This is a genomic window from Micromonospora aurantiaca ATCC 27029, assembly GCF_000145235.1.
Classification (GTDB): domain Bacteria; phylum Actinomycetota; class Actinomycetes; order Mycobacteriales; family Micromonosporaceae; genus Micromonospora; species Micromonospora aurantiaca.
Genome location: NC_014391.1, coordinates 3,044,620 through 3,064,753 on the forward strand (window position 1 = coordinate 3,044,620; position 20,134 = coordinate 3,064,753).

A 20,134-nucleotide genomic window follows, 5' to 3' on the forward strand; every position below is an offset into this window, starting at 1 on the left:
GGCAGCACGCCGACCACCCTATCGGGGCGCCCGCCGGACGCCGACCGGTGTACCGGGCGGAGTGAACCTCACTCCTTACCCGAAACAGAGCGGAGCCGACACGACACGTTCGCGTGATTCTCTCGACATACCGCCTCGCCGGATCGCCGGTTAGGGTTGACGTACCGCAGGTCGATCTTGAGGAGTGTGTGTGCTGGTTCTGGTGGCGGTCCATGCGTTCGCAGCCGTGACCGCCCCCGTGCTGGTACGCCTCCTCGGTCGGCGGGCGCTCTACCTGCTGGCGGCCGTCCCGGCGGCGGCCCTGATCTGGGCGGTGACCCGCACCGAACCGGTCCGTGCGGGCCGGCCCGTCGTCGAGACCGTCACCTGGGTGCCGCAGCTCGGCCTGGAACTCGCGCTGCGCATGGGCACGCTGTCCTGGCTGCTGGTGCTGCTCGTCGGTGGGGTCGGCGCCCTCGTGCTGGCCTACAGCGCGCGCTACTTCCGCTCCGACGACCCCGGCCTCGGCCGGTTCGCCGCGGTGTTCGTCGCGTTCGCCGGCGCGATGCTCGGCCTGGTCGTCTCCGACGACCTGCTGCTGCTGTACGTGTTCTGGGAACTCACCACCGTCTTCTCGTACCTGCTGATCGGCAGCGACCCGACCAAGCGGGCCAGCCGCCGCGCGGCGATGCAGGCGCTGCTGGTGACCACACTGGGTGGCCTGGCGATGCTCGCCGGGTTCGTGATGCTCGGCCAGCACGCCGGCTCGTACCGGTGGTCGGAGATCGCCGGGAACCTGCCCGAGGGCGGCTACCTCACCGTCGCGCTGGTGCTCGTCCTGCTCGGCGTGACCAGCAAGTCGGCGATTTTCCCGTTCAGCTTCTGGCTGCCGCGCGCGATGGCCGCGCCCACCCCGGTCAGCGCGTACCTGCACGCCGCCGCCATGGTCAAAGCGGGCGTCTTCCTGGCCGCGCTCATGGGCCCGGCGGTGGGCCAGACCACCGTGTGGCGCGGCGTCCTGCTGGCCGGCGGCCTGATCACCCTGTTCCTCGGCGGCTGGACGGCGCTGCGGCAGGTCGACCTGAAGCTGCTGCTGGCGTACGGCACTGTGAGCCAGCTCGGCCTGCTCATGGTGATCCTCGGCGCGGGCACCCGCGACACCGCACTGGCCGGCGCCGCGATGCTGCTGGCGCACGCCCTGTTCAAAGCCACACTGTTCCTCGTCGTCGGCGTCGTCGACCACGTCACCGGCACCCGCGACCTGCGCGAACTCAGCGGCCTGGGCCGGCGCGCCCCGGTGCTCGCGGCGGTCGCCGGACTCGCGGCCGCCTCGATGGCGGGCCTGCCGCCGCTGATCGGCTTCGTGGCCAAGGAGGCCGCGCTCGAGGCGTTCCTGCACGGCGGCACCACCGAACTGGTCGTGCTCGCCGGAGTGGTGACCGGCTCGGCGCTGACCGTCGCGTACACCGCGCGGTTCCTCTGGGGCGCGTTCGCCGCCAAGCCCGGCGTCGCGGAGACCCGGCCGCACCGGATCGAGCCGGCGTTCATCGGCCCGGCGGCGGTGCTCGCCCTCGCCGGCCTCGCCGTCGGCGTCCTCGCCCCCGCGGTGGACCGGGTGCTGGCCCCGTACGCCGATCAGTTCCCGACCGCCGACCCCGGCTACCACCTGGCCCTCTGGCACGGGCTGACCCCGGCGCTCGGTCTGTCGGCGCTGGCGGTGACCGCCGGTCTCGGGCTGTTCCTGCTGCTGCACCGGCGCCGGCCCTACCTGCCGCGGCTGCCGTTCGACGGCGCCACCGGCTACGACCGGCTGGCCGGCGCGGTCGACCGCGCCGCGGTGGAGCTGACCGGCGCCACCCAGCGCGGCTCGCTGCCCTTCTACCTCGGCGTCATCCTGCTGGTCCTGGTCGTGCTGCCCGGCGGCGCGGTGCTCGCCGGCGCGCCGTGGGCCCGCCGGTTCCAGCTCTGGGACACCCCGTTGCAGGCCGTCGCCGGCGCGGTCATCGTGGTCGCGGCGGTGGTGGCCGCGCGGGCCCGCCGCCGGCTGACCGCGATGATCCTGGTCGGCGTGACCGGCTACGGCACGGCGCTGATGTTCATCCTGCACGGCGCGCCCGACCTCGCGCTCACCCAGTTCCTGGTGGAGACCGTCACGATCGTGATGTTCGTGCTGGTGCTGCGCCGCCTGCCGCGCCGGTTCTCGGCCCGCCCGATCCGCGCCACCCGGCGGTTCCGGGTCGCGCTCGGCGTCGCCGTCGGCGTGGTCACCGCCGGGATGGCGTACGTGGCGGCGGGCAGCCGGACCGCCACGCCGATCTCGGTCGGCTTCCCGGAGGAGGCCGTCTCCTACGGCGGCGGCAAGAACGTCGTCAACGTGACGCTCGTCGACATCCGCGCCTGGGACACGATGGGCGAGATCGCCGTGCTGGTGGTGGCCGCCACCGGCGTGGCCAGCCTGATCTTCCGCCGCTCCCGCGCGCTGGACCTGCGCAGCGGCATCCCCGGCGCGGGCCGGCAGCAGTCGTCGCGCCCGCGCTGGCTCACCACCGGCGCGACCTCCCGGCAGCAGTCGGTGATCCTCCAGGTGGTCACCCGCCTGCTGTTCCACGCCATCCTGCTGTTCTCGATCTACCTGCTCTTCTCCGGCCACAACGCCCCCGGTGGCGGGTTCGCCGCCGGGCTGGTCGCCGGGCTGGGGCTCGCCGTGCGATACCTGGCCGGTGGGCGTACCGAACTCAACGGCGCCGCGCCGGTCGACGCCGGCCTGGTGCTCGGCGCGGGCCTGTTCGTGGCGGTCGGCACCGGCGTGGCCGCGATGCTGCTGGGCGGCGAGTTCCTGCAGAGCGCGACGCTCGATTTCCACCTGCCGCTGCTCGGCCACGTGCACTTCGTGACGTCGGTCTTCTTCGACGTGGGCGTCTACCTCATCGTGGTCGGCCTCGTCCTGGACATCCTGCGCAGCCTGGGCGCCGAGATGGACCGCCAGGAGGAGGTCGACGAACAGGAGACCGAACCGGCCGGCGTACGGGAAGAGGAGCTGGTGTGAGCCCGAACATCCCCAACCTGGTCTACGTCGTGGTCATCGGCGTCCTGTTCGCCACCGGCGTCACCCTGCTGCTGGAACGCAGCCTCACCCGCGTCCTGATGGGGGTCATCCTGCTCGGCAACGGCGCCAACCTGCTGCTGCTCACCGGCGGCCGGGCCGGCGGCCCGCCGATCGTCGGCACCACCGCCGAGGAGGACATGTCCGACCCGCTGCCGCAGGCGATGGTGCTGACCGCGATCGTGATCACGCTCGGCATGACCGCGTTCCTGCTCGCGCTGGCCTACCGGAGCTGGCACCTCAACGGGCACGACGAGGTGCAGGACGACGTCGAGGACCGCCGGATCATGGAGCTGGCCGACCGGGACGAGGGCCCGGGCACCTCGGACACCGACGGCGTCGACACCGCCGACGGCAGCCCCGAGGCGCGGGTGCTCGCCGCCGGTGAGGCGGAGGCCGTCCGATGACCTGGCTCGTACCGCTGCCGGTGGTGATGCCGCTGCTCGGCGCCGCCCTCACCCTGCTGCTCGCCCGCCGGGCCCGCGCCCAGCGGTGGGTCAGCATCATCGTGCTCACCGCCACCGTCGCGGTGGCCGCGATGCTCCTGGTCCGCTCGTCGCTGGACGGCCCGCTCGTGGTGGAGGTGGGCGGCTGGGTGGCGCCGATGGGCATCGTGCTCGTCGCCGACCAGCTCGCCGCGCTGATGCTCGTCGTGTCCGCCTCGGTCACCCTGTGCGTGCTCGTCTACTCCATCGGGCAGGGCATGGCCGACGGCAACGAGGAGACGCCGCTGTCGGTCTACCACCCGACCTATCTGGTGCTGACCGCGGGCGTCTGCAACGCCTTCCTCTCCGGCGACCTGTTCAACCTCTACGTCGGCTTCGAGATCCTGCTCGTGGCGAGCTACGTGCTGCTGACGCTGGGCAGCACCGAGACGCGGATCCGGGCCGGCACCACGTACGTCGTGGTCAGCCTGCTCTCGTCGCTGATCTTCCTGGTGGCGATCGGCCTGGTCTACTCCGCCACCGGCACGCTGAACCTGGCGCAGCTCGCCGACCGCCTGGACGCGCTGCCCGACGACATCCGCCTGGTGCTCCAGGGCATGCTGCTGCTCGCCTTCGGCATCAAGGCGGCGGTGTTCCCGCTGTCCGCGTGGCTGCCGGACAGCTACCCGACCGCGCCCGCCCCGGTCACGGCGGTCTTCGCCGGCCTGCTCACCAAGGTCGGCGTGTACGCGATCATCCGCACCGAGACGCTGCTGTTCCCCGGCGGCCGCACCGCCGACCTGCTCATGGTGATAGCGGCGCTGACCATGGTGGTGGGCATCCTCGGCGCGGTGGCGCAGTCGGACATCAAACGGCTGTTGTCGTTCACGCTCGTCAGCCACATCGGGTACATGCTGTTCGGGGTCGGGCTGACCACCCCGCTCGGCCTGTCCGCGGCGATCTTCTACGTGGTCCACCACATCACCATCCAGACCACTCTGTTCCTCGCCGCCGGCCTGGTCGAACGACGCGGTGGCAGCACCGCGCTGGACCGCCTCGGCGGCCTGGCCCGGCTGTCACCACTGCTGGCGGTGCTGTTCTTCGTGCCCGCGCTGAACCTGGCCGGCATACCACCGTTCTCCGGGTTCCTCGGCAAGCTCGGCCTGGTGCAGGCCGGCGTCGACGACGGCGGGTTCCTGGCCTGGTCGCTCGTCGCCGGGGGACTGCTCACCAGCCTGCTCACGCTCTACGCCATCGCCCGGGTGTGGAACCTCGCCTTCTGGCGGGCCCCGCACGCGGACATGCCGGAGCCCGGTGACGCCGACCAGGCGGCCCGCACCGACGGCGCCGAGCAGCCGCACGACGGCCCGGCGCCGGCCGGGGCGGTGCTGCCCCGGCTGATGACGGCGTCCACCGCCGCTCTCGTGGTGCTCGGCCTGGCGCTGACGGTGGTGGCCGGACCGCTGTTCGACATCAGCACCGACGCCGCCGACGACCTGTTGCGCCGTGCCCCGTACGTCGAGGCCGTGTTCCCGGAGGGACCGCCGTGACCAGTCAGCCGAAAGCGCCACTGACCCGCCGTGACCGCTGGCGCAACCGGGCCGTAGCGGTGACCGGCCTCGTCACCGTCTGGGTGCTGCTGTGGGGCACCTTCAGCTGGGCCAACGTGATCAGCGGACTCGTGGTCGCCGCCGTGCTGCTCGTCGTCTTCCCGCTGCCCCCTGTCACGTTCGCCGGCCGGATCCGGCCGGTGCCGCTGCTGCGGTTCCTGGTCCGCTTCCTGTACGACCTGGTGGTCGCGTCCGCCCAGGTGGCCTGGCTGGCCGTCCGGCCCGGGCACCCGCACTCGGCGATCATCGCGGTGCGCCTGCGGGTGAACACCGACCTCAACCTGACCCTCAACGCCGAGGCGCTGTCGCTGGTGCCGGGCAGTCTCATCCTGGAGGCCGACCGGAGTACCGGGACGCTCTACGTGCACGTCATCGGCATCCGGAGCCCCGACGAGGTGGAACGGTTCCGGCGCAGCGTGCTGGAGCTGGAGGCGCGCATCGTCGCCGCCGTCGGCTCGGCCGAGGAGCGCGACCGGATCCGCCACGACGAGGCCGAACCCGCCGGTTCGGTCGAACTGGAAGGAGCACCGACGTGACCGTCGTCGCCGTGATCGTCACCGCGCTGCTCGTCGCGGCCGGTGGACTCACCCTCGTCCGCATCATCCGCGGGCCGTCCATCCTCGACCGGGCCGTCGCCACCGACGTGCTGCTCGCCGTCGCGGTCGCGGCCATCGCCACCGAGGCGGCCTACAGCCGGGACGCCACAGCGCTGCCGGTCCTCGTCGTCCTCGCCCTCGTCGGTTTCGTCGGCTCGGTGAGCGTCGCCCGGTTCGCGTCCCGGAGAAGCCCGAAGTGACCGCCGACGCGATCCTGGACATCGTCGCCAGCGTCTGCCTGATCGCCGGCGCGCTGCTCTGCCTCGCCGCGGGCATCGCGCTGATCCGCTTCCCGGACGTGCTGTCGCGGATGCACGCGGCGGCGAAGCCGCAGGTGCTCGGGCTGCTGCTGGTGCTGCTCGGCTGCGCGCTGCGGCTGCGTACCGGGGTGGACATCACCACGCTGGTCCTCGTCGGCCTGTTCCAGCTCGCCACCGCCCCGGTCGCGGCGCACATGGTCGGGCGGACCGCGTACCCGCACGACGACATCCGGCGGGACCTGCTGATCACCGACGAGCTGGCCGACCACATCGACCGGATCCGCGCGGACCGGGCCGGTGAGCCGGAGGAGACGGCGCCGGTCCGCACGTCCTGACACTCCGTACGAGCGCCGAGGCAGGGGAGCCCATGAGCGGCACGGTCTACGAGAACGCCCGCATCCACACCCTCGACCCGGACCGCCCGTACGCCGAGGCGATGCTGGTCCGCGGCGAGCGGATCGTCGCCGTCGGTGACCTCGCCGAGTGCCGGGACCGGGCCGGCGGCGGCGCGCGCCACGTCGACCTCGGCGGGATGGCCGTGCTGCCCGGGCTGATCGACAGCCACATCCACGCGGCGTCCTACGTGCGCGGGCTGAACCAGGTGGACCTGCGCGGCACGGCGAGCCTCGACGAGGCGCTGACCCGGATCGCGGGACACGCCGCCGCGCTGCCGCCGGACGCCTGGCTGCTCGGCGGCGGGTGGGACAGCAACAGATGGACCCGGCCGGTGCAGCCGGCCCGCACCGACCTGGACCGGGTCTGCCCGGACCGGCCGGCGGCGCTGCCGAGCATCGACGGCCACACCATCTGGGTGAACAGCGCCGCCCTGGCCCGCCTCGGCATCGACGCCACCACCCCCGACCCGCCCGGCGGGCAGATCGCGCGGGACGAGCACGGCGAGCCGACCGGCATCCTGCGCGAGGCGGCGGCCGACGCGGCGTACGCGGTGGTGCGCTCCCCGCACGCCGGTGACCTGGTGGCGCAGCTGCGTGCCCACCTGCCCCGGCTGCTCGCCGCCGGCCTGACCGGCATCCACGACCTCGACGGGCAGGACGCCCGTGCCGCCTACGAGACGCTGTACGCCCGGGGCGAGCTGCCGCTGCGGGTGCACAAGACGATCGCCGCCACCGCCCTGGACGAGGCGATCGACGCCGGCTGGGCCACCGGCGACGGAGACCGCTGGCTGAGCACCGGCCCGGTGAAGATCTTCACCGACGGCGCGCTCGGCTCGCACACCTGCCTGATGACCGAGCCGTACGACGGCGAGCCCGGCAACCACGGCATCGCCGTCACCCCGGCCGAGGAGTTCGAGCGGCTGGTGGCGACCGCCGCCGGAGCCGGCATCGCGGTGGCGGCGCACGCCATCGGCGACGCGGCGAACCGGATGGTGCTGCGGGCGTACGCGCGCTGGCGCGAGTCGGCCGGTCCGGGCCCGGTGGCGCGGCTGCGGCACCGGATCGAGCATACCCAGCACCTGCTGCCGGACGACGTGCCGCTGCTCGCCCGCCACGGCGTGATCGCCTCGATGCAGCCCACCCACTGCACCAGCGACATCCCGCTCACCACCCGGATGCTCGCCGGCCGGGGTCTGGCCTCGTACGCCTGGCGCAGCCTGCTCGACGCCGGGGCCACAGTGGCGTTCGGGTCGGACGCCCCGGTGGAGGACCCCGACCCGTTCTTCGGCATCCACGCCGCGGTGACCCGCCAGCAGCCCGACGGCACCCCGCCCGGCGGCGTCGACCCGCACGAGCGGCTCGACCTGGACACGGCGCTGCGGTGCTTCACCGAGGCCGGCGCGTACGCCTCCTACGAGGAGCACCTGAAGGGCCGGTTGCGCCCCGGCATGCTCGCCGACTTCATCGTGCTGCCCACCGACCCGTACCGGGTCGAACCGGCGCGGCTGCGGGACCTGACAGTGGCACTGACGGTGGTCGGTGGCGTGGTCCGCTGGCAGCGCTGACCGTGTCCCGCCCGGACGACGCTGTCCGGGCGGGACACGGCGGTCAGGCGCCCTTCACCCAGTCGAGGCTGAACCGGGCGAAGTAGATGCCGCCGGTGTTGCCCACCTCGTACAGGTTGCCGACCGTGCCGTCGGCCAGGACCGCCATCGTCGAGTAGCCGGCGCCGCCGGGCTTGACCAGCGCCCGCGCCGGCCAGGTCGCGCCGTCGTCGGTGGACAGCCGTACGGTGAGGTCGTTGCGCGCGGTCGGGTGCGCGTTGTTGCTGAACAGCGCCGTGCGGGTGCGTACCGGCGCCCGGTTCGCGCCGACCTCGGCCGGGCGCAGGTAGGACATCTCGTCGGCGTTGCACAGCGGGTCGGGCAGCAGGGCGCTCGCCGTCGCCGTACCGAACGTCGCGCCCCCGTCGGCGGAGGTGGCGTAGAACCGGCTGCGGGTCGAGTTGTGCCGCATGTTCTGCACCACCGCGCCGGTGCCGCGCTCGATCGCCTTGCTCTCGTTGATGTTCCCGCCGGCGGATCCGCCGCGGCGCCAGGTCACGCCGTGGTCGTCGCTGTAGATGTTCGCGGCGTGGCTGGTGCCGGCGGAGTCCCGGTAGGCGATCGGCTGGATCAGGCGTCCGGTGCTGGTCTGGATGCCGTGGCCGGAGGAGAAGAACACCTGCCGCCAGGTGGGGTCCTTGACCGCGGGGTTCAGCTCGACCGGCGCGCTCCAGGTGGCGCCGTTGTCCCGGCTGGTGATGTAACGCAGGTGCATGCTGTTCGGGTCGTCGGCGGTGTTCAGGCCGGAGCCGCCGGACCAGAAGCTGATGCCGGGCCGGGGGGAGTAGGTGAAGAAGCAGTAGACGACGCCGGTGGCGCGGTCCACGAGCAGGCTGGGGTCGCCGACGCCCTCGCTGGTGGTGGGCGGGGCGTGGATGACGCGAGGCTGCTCGAAGGTACGGCCGCCGTCGGTGCTGCGGATCATCACGATCTGGATGTTGTTGGTGCCGCCGCCGAGGTCGTACGAGCCGTTCACGCGCGCGTCGGCCACGGCGACGACGGTGCCGTTGTTGGTGACGGCCAGGCCGGGGATGCGGACCGAGGCGACGGTGCCGTCGTACCGGCCACCGGCTCCGTTGAGGTCGCGGATCACCGTCTGCGTGGTCAGCAGCGTGGTGGTGGCGAGCTGCGGGTTACCGGCGGCGAGGTCGCAGGAGGTGGTGCCGCGCAGCGTGGTGTCGAAGCCCGGCGCGGTGATCCGCAGCGTGTACGGGGTGCCGGCGCCGACGGTCCAGTAGTGCAGGTAGTTGCCGCCGGCGGCGACGGTGCGGGTCCACGGCGAGCCGGTGCGTCCGGGCCAGGTGACTGTGAAGTCCCGGGCCGTCGTGGTGCGGTTCTCCAGGGCGAGCTGGAGGCGGCCGTTCGTGCAGTCGAAGCCGGCCAGCGCGGACATGCCGGTGCCGCAGTGGAAGATGCCGCTGGTGGTGTCGTCCAGACCGGTCGGGGTCGTGGTGCGCAGCGTGTACGGCGTGCCGGGGGACAGCGTCCAGTACAGCTCGGCGCTGCCACCGGCGGCGACGGTGCGGGTCCACGGCGAGCCGGTGCGACCCGGCCAGGTGACGGTGTAGGTCTGCGTCGTGGCGCTGCGGTTGTCGAGGTCGAGCAGCAGCCGGCCGGCGGTGCAGTCGGCGCCGACGGTGGCGGTCACACCGGCGGGGGCGGCGGCCTGGGCGGCGGTGGCGGGCAGTACGGAGAGCAGGGTGAGGGCGGCCGCCGCGAGGACGGTTGCGCGGCGCGGTATGGCGCGGCGAGGGGACACGTGGTTCCTTCCGGGGACGGGGGAGGGGGAATCGGGCATCAATCCGACATCAGATGTCCGATGTCTGCACGCTAGGCGGCTTCACCCCGGCCCGTCAAGGATCGGTTCCGGTCGACGTCCCCGTCCGGTTCGCGAGCCTTCAGCCGTCCTGCCCGGGCGTCTCGCCCAGGAGCGCCTCGCCCATCGCGGTGAGCCGGTGCAGCATGAGGTTGCCGTGCCGCTGGCTGGTGATCAGCCCGGCCTCGCGCAGGATGGTGGTGTGATGGCTGGTCGTGGCCGGCGAGATGCGGGCGCGCCGGGCCAGCTCACCGGTGGTGGCGCCGCTCGCGGCGGCGCGCAGGACCGCCACCCGGGTGTGGCCGAGCAGCGGCCCGAGCCGGCGTTGCGAGCCCGCCGGCGGCGTCGGTTCCGGTCGCTGCCGGCGTGCCGGATAGACGAGCGTCGGCGGCAGTTCGGGATCGGCCAGTGTGATCGGCGCGTGCCAGCAGAAGTACGACGGGACCAGCGTGATGCCCCGGCCGTCGAGATGCATGTCCCGGTCCTCCGGGTAGCCGTGCACGGACAGCACCGGCGGATCCCAGGAGGTCTCCGGGCTCAGGTCGTCGAGGATCTGCCCGGCGCCGCTGTCGAGGACCCAGGTCCCGCGCAGCGCCCGGTCGCCGGAGACGGCGGCGGTGATCTGCGTCCAGTACGGAGCGAGCGCGACCCGGAAGTAGGCGCGCAGCGCGTCGCCGAGGCCGTGTCGCGCGGCGGGCCGGCCGGCGGCCAGGTCGACCAGCCAGGCGCTGTCGACGGGCGTCACCATCCGCCCCAGTTCAGTGCGGATCCGCCGGGCCGGGGTGCCGAGCACCCGGTCGATCCCCTCGTCGAGATCGGTGACCGGGCCGGGGGTGAGGAAGTCGGGGAAGTACCGCTTGAGCGGCGCGACGGGCAGCAGCCGTTCGCGGACGACCGGGACGAGACCGGCCCGCTCCAGGTCCGGGCGGATCTGCCGGTGCCACCGGGCGTAACCCGCGTAACCGGCGCGGGTCTGGAGGCGGTGCAGGCTGCAGATGATCTCCCACAGTGGATCGGGCCGGGCCGCCAGCCGGGTGCGGCTGAGGTCCCCGGCCGTGAAGTGGATGCGCAGCGTCCCCATGACGCACAGTGTTCCGACGTGTGCCGCCGCACTCAGTCTCGTCTGCGACATTGACAGCTGTCACTGAATAGGGATAGGGCGGGGCGGCAGCCGCACGGCTGCCGCCCCGCCGTGTGTCGGCTCAGCCCGCGCTGCAGCTCGTGCGCCACCGGTGGGAGGCGATGTTGTCGTTGGCGTTCGCCATGTAGCCGTCCCGGTTGGAGCCCCAGCTGAACCAGACGCCGGTGAGGTTGTCCCACGCATCGCCGGCGCCCAGGCAGGCGTACGCGCCGGTGTAGTCGGGGTGGATGTAGAGGGCGACCGGCCGGCCGCCGTTCGAGTCGTTCCACGCCGAGGACGCCAGGTTGCGCATGCTGGCCCGGTTGTTGTTGTCGCAGTTGGCGTTCTCCGCCGTGTTGATCGTGTCCCAGTTGTTGTCGGCGTTGTACCACCAGCACCACCGGCCGGCCCAGTTGGCGTCCTGGCTGACGTACAGGTAGCCGCTGCCCGCGGCGGCACGCTGCGCGTCGGCGTGCGGGGTCGGCCGCGGCGCGGCCTGGGCGGCGGTGGCGGTGAAGGCCAGCGCGGCTGCCGCCGCGGCCACTGTGGCCAGCACGGACCGTACTGCTCTCATGGTGCTTCCCTCCGGTCGGGTTCTGCCGTGGCGGGCCGCCACGGAAGTCTTGGGGTGGATCAGCCGGCGGCCAGCACGGCGCGGGCCCGCGGCAGCGCGGCGGCCTCCAGGCGGAGCCGTTCGGCGACCTCGGTGTGGAACTGCCGGTCGAGGGCGCGGCGGTGCTCGGCGTCGAGCCGCCGGGCGAGCCGGCCGAGCCCGGTCCGCGTCGCGCAGGTCGCCTCGGACACCGCGAGCCGGATCTCGCCGGGCGTGACGGAGCCGGACGTCGGCTCGGGTGCCGACGCGCGGGCCGATGCCGGGTCGGCGGAGTCGTGCCCGGCGGCGCGCATGCACCGCCGCCACGCGGTCACACCGTCGGCGTAGCGGGGGTCGGCGAGCACCCGGCCGACGCGCAGCCCGGCCAGGTTGTCGGTGATCCTGGTGAACCGGTACCAGCCGGGCAGGTCGCGATAGAGCTGTCGCTCCGCCTCGGAGGTGCAGCTGTGACTGCTGCGGCGCAGCACCCCGCCGGCCGGCAGCGTCGCGCGCAGGGCGTCGGGCTCGCCGGGGTCGCCGTTCACCGCGCGTACGGCGGCGGCGCCGCGCTCCGGGGGCAGGTCCCGTACGTACCGCACGTTCGGGTCGGCCGCCATCGTCTCCTGGAGGCGGCGTTCCAGGGCGGTGCCGTATCCGTGCCGGCGGGCGTAGGACACGTCGTCGAGGACGTACGGGAACTCGCGCAGCTCCGGCACCGGCTGCCGGGGCACCGGCCAGTAGCGGAACCCGCGACGCTGCATGCAGTCGCGGATCAGCGCCTGCGTGGCGGCGTACCGCACCTCGGCGGGCGTACCGGAGACGGGCGGGACCGGCACGGCGGCCGCGCTCGCCGCGGGCGGCCCGGCCGAGGCGTGACCCTCGGACGGCGGCGCGATGTCCGGGCGGGCGCCCAGCGCCCCGGCCACCGCCGCCGCGAGAGCGGCGGGGACCGCGACGGCGTACCACAATGACCGCGTTCGGCGCGACACCACCGCCATGACATGCACCTCGGCCGTCCGGGGCGCCCGATGCGCCCGTCAGAAGACAGCTTCGGCACGGGGCGAGCCCCGGGACAGAGACCTTCGATCAGGCTCGAACGACAGGCCCCGGCGTACGGCGGATCAGGTCTGCGCGGCGCGGGCGATGCTCGCCCGGATGGGCGCGTAGTGCTCGGCGACGGCCGAGCGCAGCGCCGCCGCGTCGGCGGCGGTGAGGGCGGCGACGATCGCCTGGTGCCGCTGGGCGGTGATGACCCGGTCCTCCGGCTCGGTCTGCAGCGTGGGCGCGACGATGGCCTGCACCTGCCAGAACGCCTCGGTCAGCTGGACCAGCAGGTCGTTGCCGAGGGGTTCCATCAGCTTCAGGTGGAACGCGCGGTCGACGTCGAGGAAGTCCTCGCCCCGGGCCGCCCGGCTGTGCATCTCGTCGGCGAGCGCGGACAGCTCCGACCGGTGCTGCTCGTCCAAGGCGTCGATGACGGTGGCGGCCAGCCCTTGCTCCAGCGTCTGGCGGATGTCGACGACCTGGGCCAGTACGCGGTGGTCGTCCTCGCCGCTGAGCAGCCCGCGGAAGGTCAGGCTCTCCACCAGGGCGTTGAGGGACATGCGGCCGACGAACGTGCCGTGCCCGTGGCGCACCTCGACGATGTCGAGCGCGGAGAGGATCTTGACGGCCTCGCGGACGCTGGATCGGCTGGCGCCGACGGCCTCGCACAGTTCCGCCTCGGTGGGCAGGAGGTTTCCCGGCTTCAGGCGGTTGCGCAGGATGTACTCCTTGATCCTGGTGGCGACCTCCTGCCTGCGAGGGCTGGGCCGCTCGGCGCCGCGTAGCGGACTGGCGTCAATGGTCGTCATCTGCCCCTTGCCCTTCGTTCCCGAATCTGACACCCTCACCCTACCGGCATCAGACGTCAGACGTCATACACCTTATGCTTCACATCCCCGAGCGCGAGCGGTCACGCGAGCGCATGAAGAGCCTATGGAGGCAGCTACGTGAGCACCACCGGTAAGCCGTCGAGGAGCCGGCGCGTCCCCCGGGGCCGCGTCCGCTCCCTGGCCGTCGCCACCCTCGCGGGTGGCCTCGCGGTCGCGCTGGCGGCCTGCAGTGGCGGTCCCGCCTCGACCAACGCCGTGGGCGACGGGAAGGGGGGCACGTCCATCGAGGCCACGCTGGCCTTCACGCTCTCCAGCGGTTTCGATCCCAGCAACGCCTCCTCGGCCGTGGCGACGGCGGTCAACCAGCACGTCTTCGAGGGCCTCGTCGACCTCGACCCGATCACGCGGGAACCCTACAACGCCCTGGCCAAGAGCGACCCGACCCCCGGGGCCGACGGCCGGACCTACACCGTGACGCTGCGTGACGGGGCGAAGTTCTCCGACGGCACCCCGGTCACCGCCGAGGACGTGGCCTGGTCCTTCACCCGCGTGCTCAAGCCCGCGGACCCGAAGGCGCCGCCGCTGATGCAGGGCTTCGTGTCGTTCCTCGACAGCGTCGCCGCCAAGGACGCGACGACCGTCGAGTTCAAGCTGAAGTACCCGTTCGCCCTGTTCAGCGAGCGGATCGCGGTCATCAAGATCGTCCCCAAGGCCAAGACCGGCGACGCCGCCGCGGCCAAGGCGTTCGACACCGCCCCTATCGGCTCCGGCCCGTTCAAGGTGGACAGCGCGTCCAAGGAATCCGGCATCAAGCTGAGCAAGAACGCGAACTACAACGGCCCGCGCGCCGCCAAGGTCGAGACGATGACGTGGAACACCACCACCGAGGCGTCGGCCCGCGTGTCGGACCTGCAGGGCGGCCGGGTGCAGGCCATCGAGGCCGTGCCCTACCTGAACGTCGACTCGCTCAAGGACAAGTACACGATCGACGTGAAGCAGGCCTTCAACCAGGTCTTCCTCATGTTCAACAACTCCGCCGCGCCGTTCAGCGACAAGCGGGTGCGCCAGGCCCTGCACTACGCCATCGACAAGGAAGCAGTCATCAAGACCGCGCTCAACGGCTACGGCAGCCCGGCGACGAGCTACCTCGACGAGGGCAACAAGGCCTACCAGAAGGCCGCCACCGTCTACGACTACAACCCGGACAAGGCCAAGGCCCTGCTCCAGGAGGCCGGCGTCACCAACCTGTCGTTCCGGCTCGACACCACCGACAGCTCGGTGGTCAAGGACGTCGCCCCGCTGGTCATCGAGCAGTGGAAGAAGATCGGCGTCAACGCCACGCTGAACACCGTGCCGTCCTCGGCCATCTACGGCGACATCGTCCCCAAGGACACCTTCCGGGTGCTCATGGCCACCGGTGACCCGAGCGTCTTCGGCGTCGACACCGACCTGCTGATGCGCTGGTACTACTTCGGCGAGACCTGGCCGGGCCAGCGCTACCGCTGGAGCGACGCCGACCGCAAGGCCATGGGCGACCTGCTGGACAAGGCCGCGCAGACCTCCGACGAGACGGCCCGCAAGGCGCTGTGGAAGCAGGCCCTGGACATGGCGGCGGACCAGGTGCCGCTGTACCCGATCCTGCACACCAAGGTCGTCACCGCGTACGACCCGGCCAAGGTGGACGGCTTCTCCGGCGCCTCCACCACCGGCCTGTACTTCCTGGGCACCGGCCGGACCGGCTGAGCCCACGCGCGGGGTTCCGGCCCCGCAGACGTCCCGCCCGGCCCACGTGACCCGTGCGGCCGGGCGGGCGTCCCGGCGCCCCGCCACGAGAAAGAGAATCCATGCTGACCGTCCTGAACCTGGTCGCACGACGATTCCTGACGCTGATCCCCCTGGTGCTGGGCATCACGCTCTTCGTCTTCGTGATCATGCAGTTCTCCCCGATCGACCCGGCGTTGTCAGTCCTCGGTGACCAGGCCACGCCGGCGCAGGTCGAGGCGTTCCGTGCCGCCAACGGCCTGAACGATCCGCTGCCGCTGCGCTACCTGCACTTCCTCGGCGACCTCGTCCGCGGCGACCTGGGCATGACGTTCCCGCCGTCGGTCCCGGTCGCCGAGAAGATCGCCATGGCGCTGCCGCTGACCATCCAGCTCACCGCGCTCGGCGTCGTCGGCGCGCTCGTCATCGCGCTGGCGCTCGGCATCCCGGCCGCCCTGTACCGGGACCGCTGGCCCGACCAGGTCATCCGGATCGTCTCCATGGCCGGCATCGCCACGCCCTCGTTCTGGCTGGCCCTGCTGTTCATCCAGGAGTTCTCCGTCCGCCGACCGATCTTCCCGACCGGCGGCTACGTCAACCCCGCCGACTCGGTCGGTCTGTGGTTGCAGTCGCTGGCCATGCCCGCTCTGGCGCTGGCCGTACCGGTCGGCTGCTCGCTGGCCCGCATCGTCCGCACGTCGATGGTCGAGGAACTCGACAAGGACTACGTCCGCACCGCGATCGGCGCCGGACTGCCGCCGCGCGTGGTGATCGGCCGCAACGTGCTGCGCAACGCGCTGGTCAACCCGCTCACCGCGCTCGGCCTGCGGATCGGCTACCTCATCGGCGGCACCGTCGTCATCGAGGCCATCTTCTCGCTACCAGGCATGGGCACCCAGATCATGAGCGCCGTCCAGCAGAACGACACCGCGCTCGCCCAGGGCACCGTGCTGACCATCGCGCTGTGCTTCGTCCTGGTGAACCTGGTCGTCGACATCCTCTACCTCTTCGCCAACCCCCGACTGCGCGGAGGCCACTGATGCGCCGGTCCCTCACCACGCGGCTGTCCCGCCCCGGCATGGCCTTCGCCCGGCTCGGTCTCGCGGCCCGGTTCGCGCTCGGCTTCGTCGCGCTCATCGTCGTGGTCGGCGTGCTCGCCCCGCTGCTGCTGCGCCACGACCCCACGCAGACCGGGCTCGGGCCGGCGCTGACCGGCCCGAACGGCGACTTCTGGTTCGGCCTGGACAAGCTCGGCCGCGACGTCTTCTCCCGGCTGGTCGCAGGCACCCGGCGCTCCCTGGTCGTCGGGTTCGGCGCGGCGGGCATCGCGCTGGTGCTCGGCGCGATCCTCGGCGCCGTCGCCGGAAGCAGCCGCACAGTCGTCGACGAGATCATCATGCGCTGCCTCGACGTGGTCATGGCCTTCCCCACGATCGTGCTCTCCGCGCTGCTGATCATCTCGTTCGGCAAGAACAGCCTGCTGGTCCTCGTGATCGCGATCGGCTTCGTGTTCACGCCGTCGGTCGCGCGCATCGTCCGCGCCAACGTGCTGTCCCAGTACGGCGAGGACTACGTGGCCGCCGAGCGCATCATCGGTGCCCGGCGACCGCACATCCTCTGGCGGCACGTCCTGCGCAACTGCGCCGCCCCGATCCTCGTCTTCGTCACCGTCATGGTGGCCGACGCGATCGTCTTCGAGGCGTCGCTGTCCTTCATCGGCGGTGGCCTCGCCCCGCAGGAGGCGGCCTCCTCGTGGGGCTCGGTGATCGCGTTCGGCAAGGAGATGGTGCAGATCGGCGGCTGGTGGGCCACGTTCTTCCCCGGCCTGCTGATCCTGCTCACCGTGCTGGCGCTCAACGTGCTCTCCGAGGGCATGTCCGACGCGTGGGCCGCCCCGGCCGCGCGCCGTGCCACGTCCACCACCAGCGGTGACGCGCTGGAGCAGGCGAAGCCCGGCATCGGCGAGGTGGTCGAGCTGCCGGGTCTCGCCGAGGCGGCGCAGCGGCTGCGCGAACGCGCCCGCCCGCTGCCGCAGGGCAAGCCGGTCCTTCAGGTCAGCGACCTGTCCATCGGCTTCGAGGGCCGCCACCGCGGCGTGGACATCGTCGACGGGCTCTCCTTCGACGTCCGCCCCGGCGAGGTCGTCGGCCTGGTGGGGGAGTCGGGCTCCGGCAAGTCGCTGAGCGTCCTCGCGGTGATGGGCCTGCTGCCGCAGGGCGCCCGGGTACGCGGCGAGATCCGCTTCCAGGACACGAACCTGCTGAAGCTGAACGCCAGGGGCCGCCGCGCCCTGATGGGCCGCGAGATCGCCATGGTCTACCAGGACGCGCTGTCGGCGCTCAACCCGGCGCTGCGAGTCGGCGCCCAGCTCGCCCAGATGATCCGCCGCGGCGGCACCCGCTCGGCCGAGGAACTGATGCGGCTGGTCGGACTGGACCCGCAGCGCACGCTCGCCGCGTACCCGCACGAGCTGTCCGGTGGGCAGCGGCAGCGCGTGGTGATCGCCATGGCGCTGTCCCGCGACCCGAAGCTGATCATCGCGGACGAGCCGACCACCGCGCTCGACGTCACCGTGCAGGCCCAGGTGATGAAGCTGCTGCTGGACCTGCGCGAGCGGCTCGGCTTCGCCCTCATCCTGGTCAGCCACGACCTCGCTCTGGTCAGCGACGTCTCCGACCGGGTCGTGGTGATGTACGGCGGGCAGATCGTGGAGACCGGCGTGACCGCCGACGTGATGGAGGCACCCGCCCACCACTACGCCCGCGGCCTGCTCGGTTCCGTCCTGTCCCTGGAGACCGGCGCGGAACGGCTCACCCAGATCCGCGGCGTGGTGCCGTCACCCGCCGACTTCCCGAAGGGCTGCCGGTTCTCCGACCGCTGTCCGATGGCGACCGAGATCTGCCGGGACACCGCACCCGCCCTGGAGGGCACGGACGGCCACGGGTACGCCTGCCACCACCCCGCCGTCACCGTCAGCGAGAAGGAGCCGGCCCGATGAGCGCCACCGCCGAGCACCGGCCGATCGCCGAGCTGAGCGACGTGCACGTGGTGCACGCCGCGCGCGGCGGCGGCATGTTCAGCCGGGAGAAGGTCTACGCGCTCACCGGCGCCGACCTGGTCATCCGGGCCGGCGAGACGGTCGGCATCGTGGGCGAGTCCGGCTGCGGCAAGTCGACGCTCGCAAAGGTGCTCGTCGGCCTGCAACGGCCGACCGCCGGCACGGTGTCGTTCGCCGGCAAGGACGTGTGGTCGATGAGCGCCGCCGAGCGGCGTGAGCACATCGGCGCAGGCGTCGGCATGATCTTCCAGGACCCGGCCACCTCGCTGAACCGCCGTATGCCGGTACGCGACATCCTGCGCGACCCGCTCGACGTGCACCGCCGGGGCACCCGGCAGCAGCGCGAGCAGCGGGTGGCCGAGCTGATGGCCCTGGTGGGCCTGCCCCGCTCGGTCGCCGACGTGCTGCCCAGCCAGCTCTCCGGCGGCCAGCGCCAGCGGGTGTCAATCGCCCGCGCGCTGGCCCTGGAACCGGGACTGGTCATCGCCGACGAGCCGACCAGCGCGCTCGACGTGTCGGTGCGGGCCCAGATCCTCAACCTGCTGCTGGACCTCAAGGACCGGCTCGGCCTGGCGATGGTGCTGGTGTCGCACGACATCCAGACCGTCAAGCGGGTCAGCGACCGGGTCGTCACCATGTACCTGGGCCGCATCGTCGAGCAGACGCCCGCCGACCTGCTGCCCGAGGGTGGCCGGCACCCGTACACCCGGGCGTTGTTCTCGGCCACGCCGGGCCTGCTCTCCCCGATCGAGCCCATTCCGCTCGTCGGCCCGGTTCCGTCGGCCACCCGGCCGCCGAGCGGCTGCCCGTTCCGGACCCGCTGCTGGGCCGCCACCGACGGCTGCGCCGTGGACATGCCGGCGCCGCGCCCCGCCGAGGGCGAGGGCCACGAGTTCCGCTGCCACCACCCGGTGCCCGCCGGAACCGCCAACACCGAACTGGTCGCGCTCGCCACCTCGGCGACCGGCCGCACCACAACTGAGTCTGTCGAGGAGAACCTGTGACCACCCCAGCCCCGCGGTTCGCCGGAGTCGTGCCGCCGGCCGTGACCCCCCTGACCGATGAGGGCGAGGTCGACGTCCACTCGCTGGAACGGCTGGTCGAGTGGCTGCTCGACGCCGGCGTCGACGGCATCTTCGCCCTCGGCAGCTCCGGCGAGACGGTCTTCCTCACCGACCGGCAGCGGGACCTGGCCCTGGAGACCATCGTGAAGACCGCCGGCGGTGCCGTGCCGGTCATCGCCGGCTGCATCGAACCCACCACCCGCCGGGTCGTGGAGCGGGCCGAGGCGTCCACCCGGCTGGGCGCGGACGGCCTGGTCGTGACCGCGCCGTTCTACGCCATCGTCGGCCCGCACGAGATCGAGCGGCACTTCCGCGCGGTCGCCGCGGCGGTCGAGCTTCCCCTGCTGGCGTACGACATCCCGGTCTGCGTGCACAGCAAGCTCTCCGTCGACCTGCTGACCCGGCTCGCCGCCGACGGCGTGCTCGCAGGTGTCAAGGACTCCAGCGGTGACGACGTCGCGTTCCGCCAGCTGGCGCTCGCCGTCGCCGAGCACGCGCCGGAGCGCGACTTCAGCCTGCTCACCGGCCACGAGGTGGTGGTCGACGCGATGATGCTCGCGGGCGGCTCCGGCTCAGTGCCCGGACTGGGCAACGTGGACCCGGCCGGGTACGTGCGGCTGCACCGCGCCTGCATGGCCGGCGACTGGGCCGCCGCCCGCCGGGAGCAGGACCGTCTGACCCGGCTGTTCCGCATCGTCGACGCGGCCGACCCGGCCACCTCGGCGGGCGCCACCCGGGGCGTCGGCGCGTTCAAGACCGCGCTGTCCCTGCTCGGCGTCATCGCCGGCAACGCGGTGTCGCTGCCGCTGCGGCCGCTGGACGCCGCCGAGACGGGCCGCGTGCGTACCCAGCTGGAACTGGCCGGGCTGCTCTGACC

17 protein-coding genes are annotated in these 20,134 nt (G+C 72.6%); 12 read left to right on the forward strand and 5 right to left on the reverse strand.

Annotated features, from left to right (window positions below; all coding sequences use genetic code 11):
* The first annotated feature begins 190 nt into the window (after window positions 1–190).
* The 7 genes from MICAU_RS13265 to MICAU_RS13295 are packed head-to-tail and all read left to right on the forward strand — an operon-like array spanning window position 191 to window position 7,933.
* The gene (locus MICAU_RS13265) at window positions 191–3,025 is read left to right on the forward strand and encodes a Na+/H+ antiporter subunit A (RefSeq protein ID WP_013285823.1); all 2,835 of its coding nucleotides are present in this window, start codon (window positions 191–193) and stop codon (window positions 3,023–3,025) included.
* Entirely contained in the window at window positions 3,022–3,489 is a 468-nt protein-coding gene (locus MICAU_RS13270) for a Na(+)/H(+) antiporter subunit C (RefSeq protein WP_013285824.1), read from the forward strand. Before MICAU_RS13265 ends, MICAU_RS13270 begins: the two co-directional genes overlap by 4 nt.
* Window positions 3,486–5,057, forward strand: coding sequence for a Na+/H+ antiporter subunit D (locus MICAU_RS13275; RefSeq protein WP_013285825.1), 1,572 nt, complete (start codon window positions 3,486–3,488; stop codon window positions 5,055–5,057). The genes MICAU_RS13270 and MICAU_RS13275 overlap by 4 nt, the downstream gene beginning before the upstream one ends.
* Window positions 5,054–5,653, forward strand: a complete 600-nt coding sequence (locus MICAU_RS13280; RefSeq protein WP_013285826.1) for a Na+/H+ antiporter subunit E — start codon at window positions 5,054–5,056, stop codon at window positions 5,651–5,653. Before MICAU_RS13275 ends, MICAU_RS13280 begins: the two co-directional genes overlap by 4 nt.
* The gene (locus MICAU_RS13285) at window positions 5,650–5,913 is read left to right on the forward strand and encodes a monovalent cation/H+ antiporter complex subunit F (RefSeq protein WP_013285827.1); all 264 of its coding nucleotides are present in this window, start codon (window positions 5,650–5,652) and stop codon (window positions 5,911–5,913) included. The genes MICAU_RS13280 and MICAU_RS13285 overlap by 4 nt, the downstream gene beginning before the upstream one ends.
* Window positions 5,910–6,308 (forward strand): monovalent cation/H(+) antiporter subunit G, encoded by a 399-nt coding sequence (gene mnhG, locus MICAU_RS13290; RefSeq protein WP_013285828.1) that lies wholly within the window; start codon window positions 5,910–5,912, stop codon window positions 6,306–6,308. Before MICAU_RS13285 ends, mnhG begins: the two co-directional genes overlap by 4 nt.
* Before the next feature lie 32 nt (window positions 6,309–6,340).
* Window positions 6,341–7,933 (forward strand): amidohydrolase, encoded by a 1,593-nt coding sequence (locus tag MICAU_RS13295; protein ID WP_013285829.1) that lies wholly within the window; start codon window positions 6,341–6,343, stop codon window positions 7,931–7,933.
* A gap of 43 nt (window positions 7,934–7,976) precedes the next feature.
* Here MICAU_RS13295 and MICAU_RS31520 read toward each other — a convergent pair whose 3' ends face one another.
* From MICAU_RS31520 to MICAU_RS13320, 5 genes are all read right to left on the reverse strand, one after another.
* Window positions 7,977–9,731, reverse strand: coding sequence for an exo-alpha-sialidase (locus MICAU_RS31520; protein ID WP_013285830.1), 1,755 nt, complete (start codon window positions 9,729–9,731; stop codon window positions 7,977–7,979).
* 139 nt (window positions 9,732–9,870) lie between these two features.
* Window positions 9,871–10,869, reverse strand: a complete 999-nt coding sequence (locus MICAU_RS13305; RefSeq protein WP_013285831.1) for an ArsR/SmtB family transcription factor — start codon at window positions 10,867–10,869, stop codon at window positions 9,871–9,873.
* 121 nt (window positions 10,870–10,990) lie between these two features.
* Window positions 10,991–11,482, reverse strand: a complete 492-nt coding sequence (locus MICAU_RS13310; protein WP_013285832.1) for a hypothetical protein — start codon at window positions 11,480–11,482, stop codon at window positions 10,991–10,993.
* Between the two features lie 59 nt (window positions 11,483–11,541).
* Complete coding sequence (locus MICAU_RS13315) at window positions 11,542–12,498, reverse strand: hypothetical protein (RefSeq protein ID WP_013285833.1); 957 nt, start codon at window positions 12,496–12,498, stop codon at window positions 11,542–11,544.
* Window positions 12,499–12,621: 123 nt separating this feature from the next.
* Complete coding sequence (locus tag MICAU_RS13320; RefSeq protein ID WP_013285834.1) at window positions 12,622–13,353, reverse strand: FadR/GntR family transcriptional regulator; 732 nt, start codon at window positions 13,351–13,353, stop codon at window positions 12,622–12,624.
* Between the two features lie 138 nt (window positions 13,354–13,491).
* Between MICAU_RS13320 and MICAU_RS13325 the strand changes: the two genes are divergently transcribed.
* From MICAU_RS13325 to MICAU_RS13345, 5 genes are all read left to right on the forward strand, one after another.
* Window positions 13,492–15,117 (forward strand): ABC transporter substrate-binding protein, encoded by a 1,626-nt coding sequence (locus tag MICAU_RS13325; RefSeq protein WP_013285835.1) that lies wholly within the window; start codon window positions 13,492–13,494, stop codon window positions 15,115–15,117.
* 101 nt (window positions 15,118–15,218) lie between these two features.
* Window positions 15,219–16,175: an ABC transporter permease gene (locus MICAU_RS13330; RefSeq protein WP_013285836.1), complete on the forward strand. Its 957-nt coding sequence runs from the start codon at window positions 15,219–15,221 to the stop codon at window positions 16,173–16,175.
* The gene (locus MICAU_RS13335) at window positions 16,175–18,133 is read left to right on the forward strand and encodes a dipeptide/oligopeptide/nickel ABC transporter permease/ATP-binding protein (RefSeq protein WP_013285837.1); all 1,959 of its coding nucleotides are present in this window, start codon (window positions 16,175–16,177) and stop codon (window positions 18,131–18,133) included. Before MICAU_RS13330 ends, MICAU_RS13335 begins: the two co-directional genes overlap by 1 nt.
* Window positions 18,130–19,197: an oligopeptide/dipeptide ABC transporter ATP-binding protein gene (locus tag MICAU_RS13340; protein WP_013285838.1), complete on the forward strand. Its 1,068-nt coding sequence runs from the start codon at window positions 18,130–18,132 to the stop codon at window positions 19,195–19,197. The genes MICAU_RS13335 and MICAU_RS13340 overlap by 4 nt, the downstream gene beginning before the upstream one ends.
* Window positions 19,194–20,132 carry a dihydrodipicolinate synthase family protein gene (locus MICAU_RS13345; RefSeq protein WP_013285839.1) on the forward strand — a complete coding sequence of 313 codons (939 nt, stop codon included), beginning with the start codon at window positions 19,194–19,196 and terminating at the stop codon, window positions 20,130–20,132. Before MICAU_RS13340 ends, MICAU_RS13345 begins: the two co-directional genes overlap by 4 nt.
* Window positions 20,133–20,134: the final 2 nt, after the last annotated feature.

Bases quoted from the DNA above. Each gene is read 5' to 3' on its own strand.
- MICAU_RS13275 (WP_013285825.1), top strand. From the start codon at position 3,486: ATGACCTGGCTCGTACCGCTGCCGGTGGTGATGCCGCTGCTCGGCGCC.
- MICAU_RS13295 (WP_013285829.1), top strand. From the start codon at position 6,341: ATGAGCGGCACGGTCTACGAGAACGCCCGCATCCACACCCTCGACCCG.
- MICAU_RS13305 (WP_013285831.1), bottom strand. From the start codon at position 10,869: ATGGGGACGCTGCGCATCCACTTCACGGCCGGGGACCTCAGCCGCACC.
- MICAU_RS13310 (WP_013285832.1), bottom strand. From the start codon at position 11,482: ATGAGAGCAGTACGGTCCGTGCTGGCCACAGTGGCCGCGGCGGCAGCC.
- MICAU_RS13315 (WP_013285833.1), bottom strand. From the start codon at position 12,498: ATGGCGGTGGTGTCGCGCCGAACGCGGTCATTGTGGTACGCCGTCGCG.
- MICAU_RS13320 (WP_013285834.1), bottom strand. From the start codon at position 13,353: ATGACGACCATTGACGCCAGTCCGCTACGCGGCGCCGAGCGGCCCAGC.
- MICAU_RS13330 (WP_013285836.1), top strand. From the start codon at position 15,219: ATGCTGACCGTCCTGAACCTGGTCGCACGACGATTCCTGACGCTGATC.
- MICAU_RS13335 (WP_013285837.1), top strand. From the start codon at position 16,175: ATGCGCCGGTCCCTCACCACGCGGCTGTCCCGCCCCGGCATGGCCTTC.
- MICAU_RS13340 (WP_013285838.1), top strand. From the start codon at position 18,130: ATGAGCGCCACCGCCGAGCACCGGCCGATCGCCGAGCTGAGCGACGTG.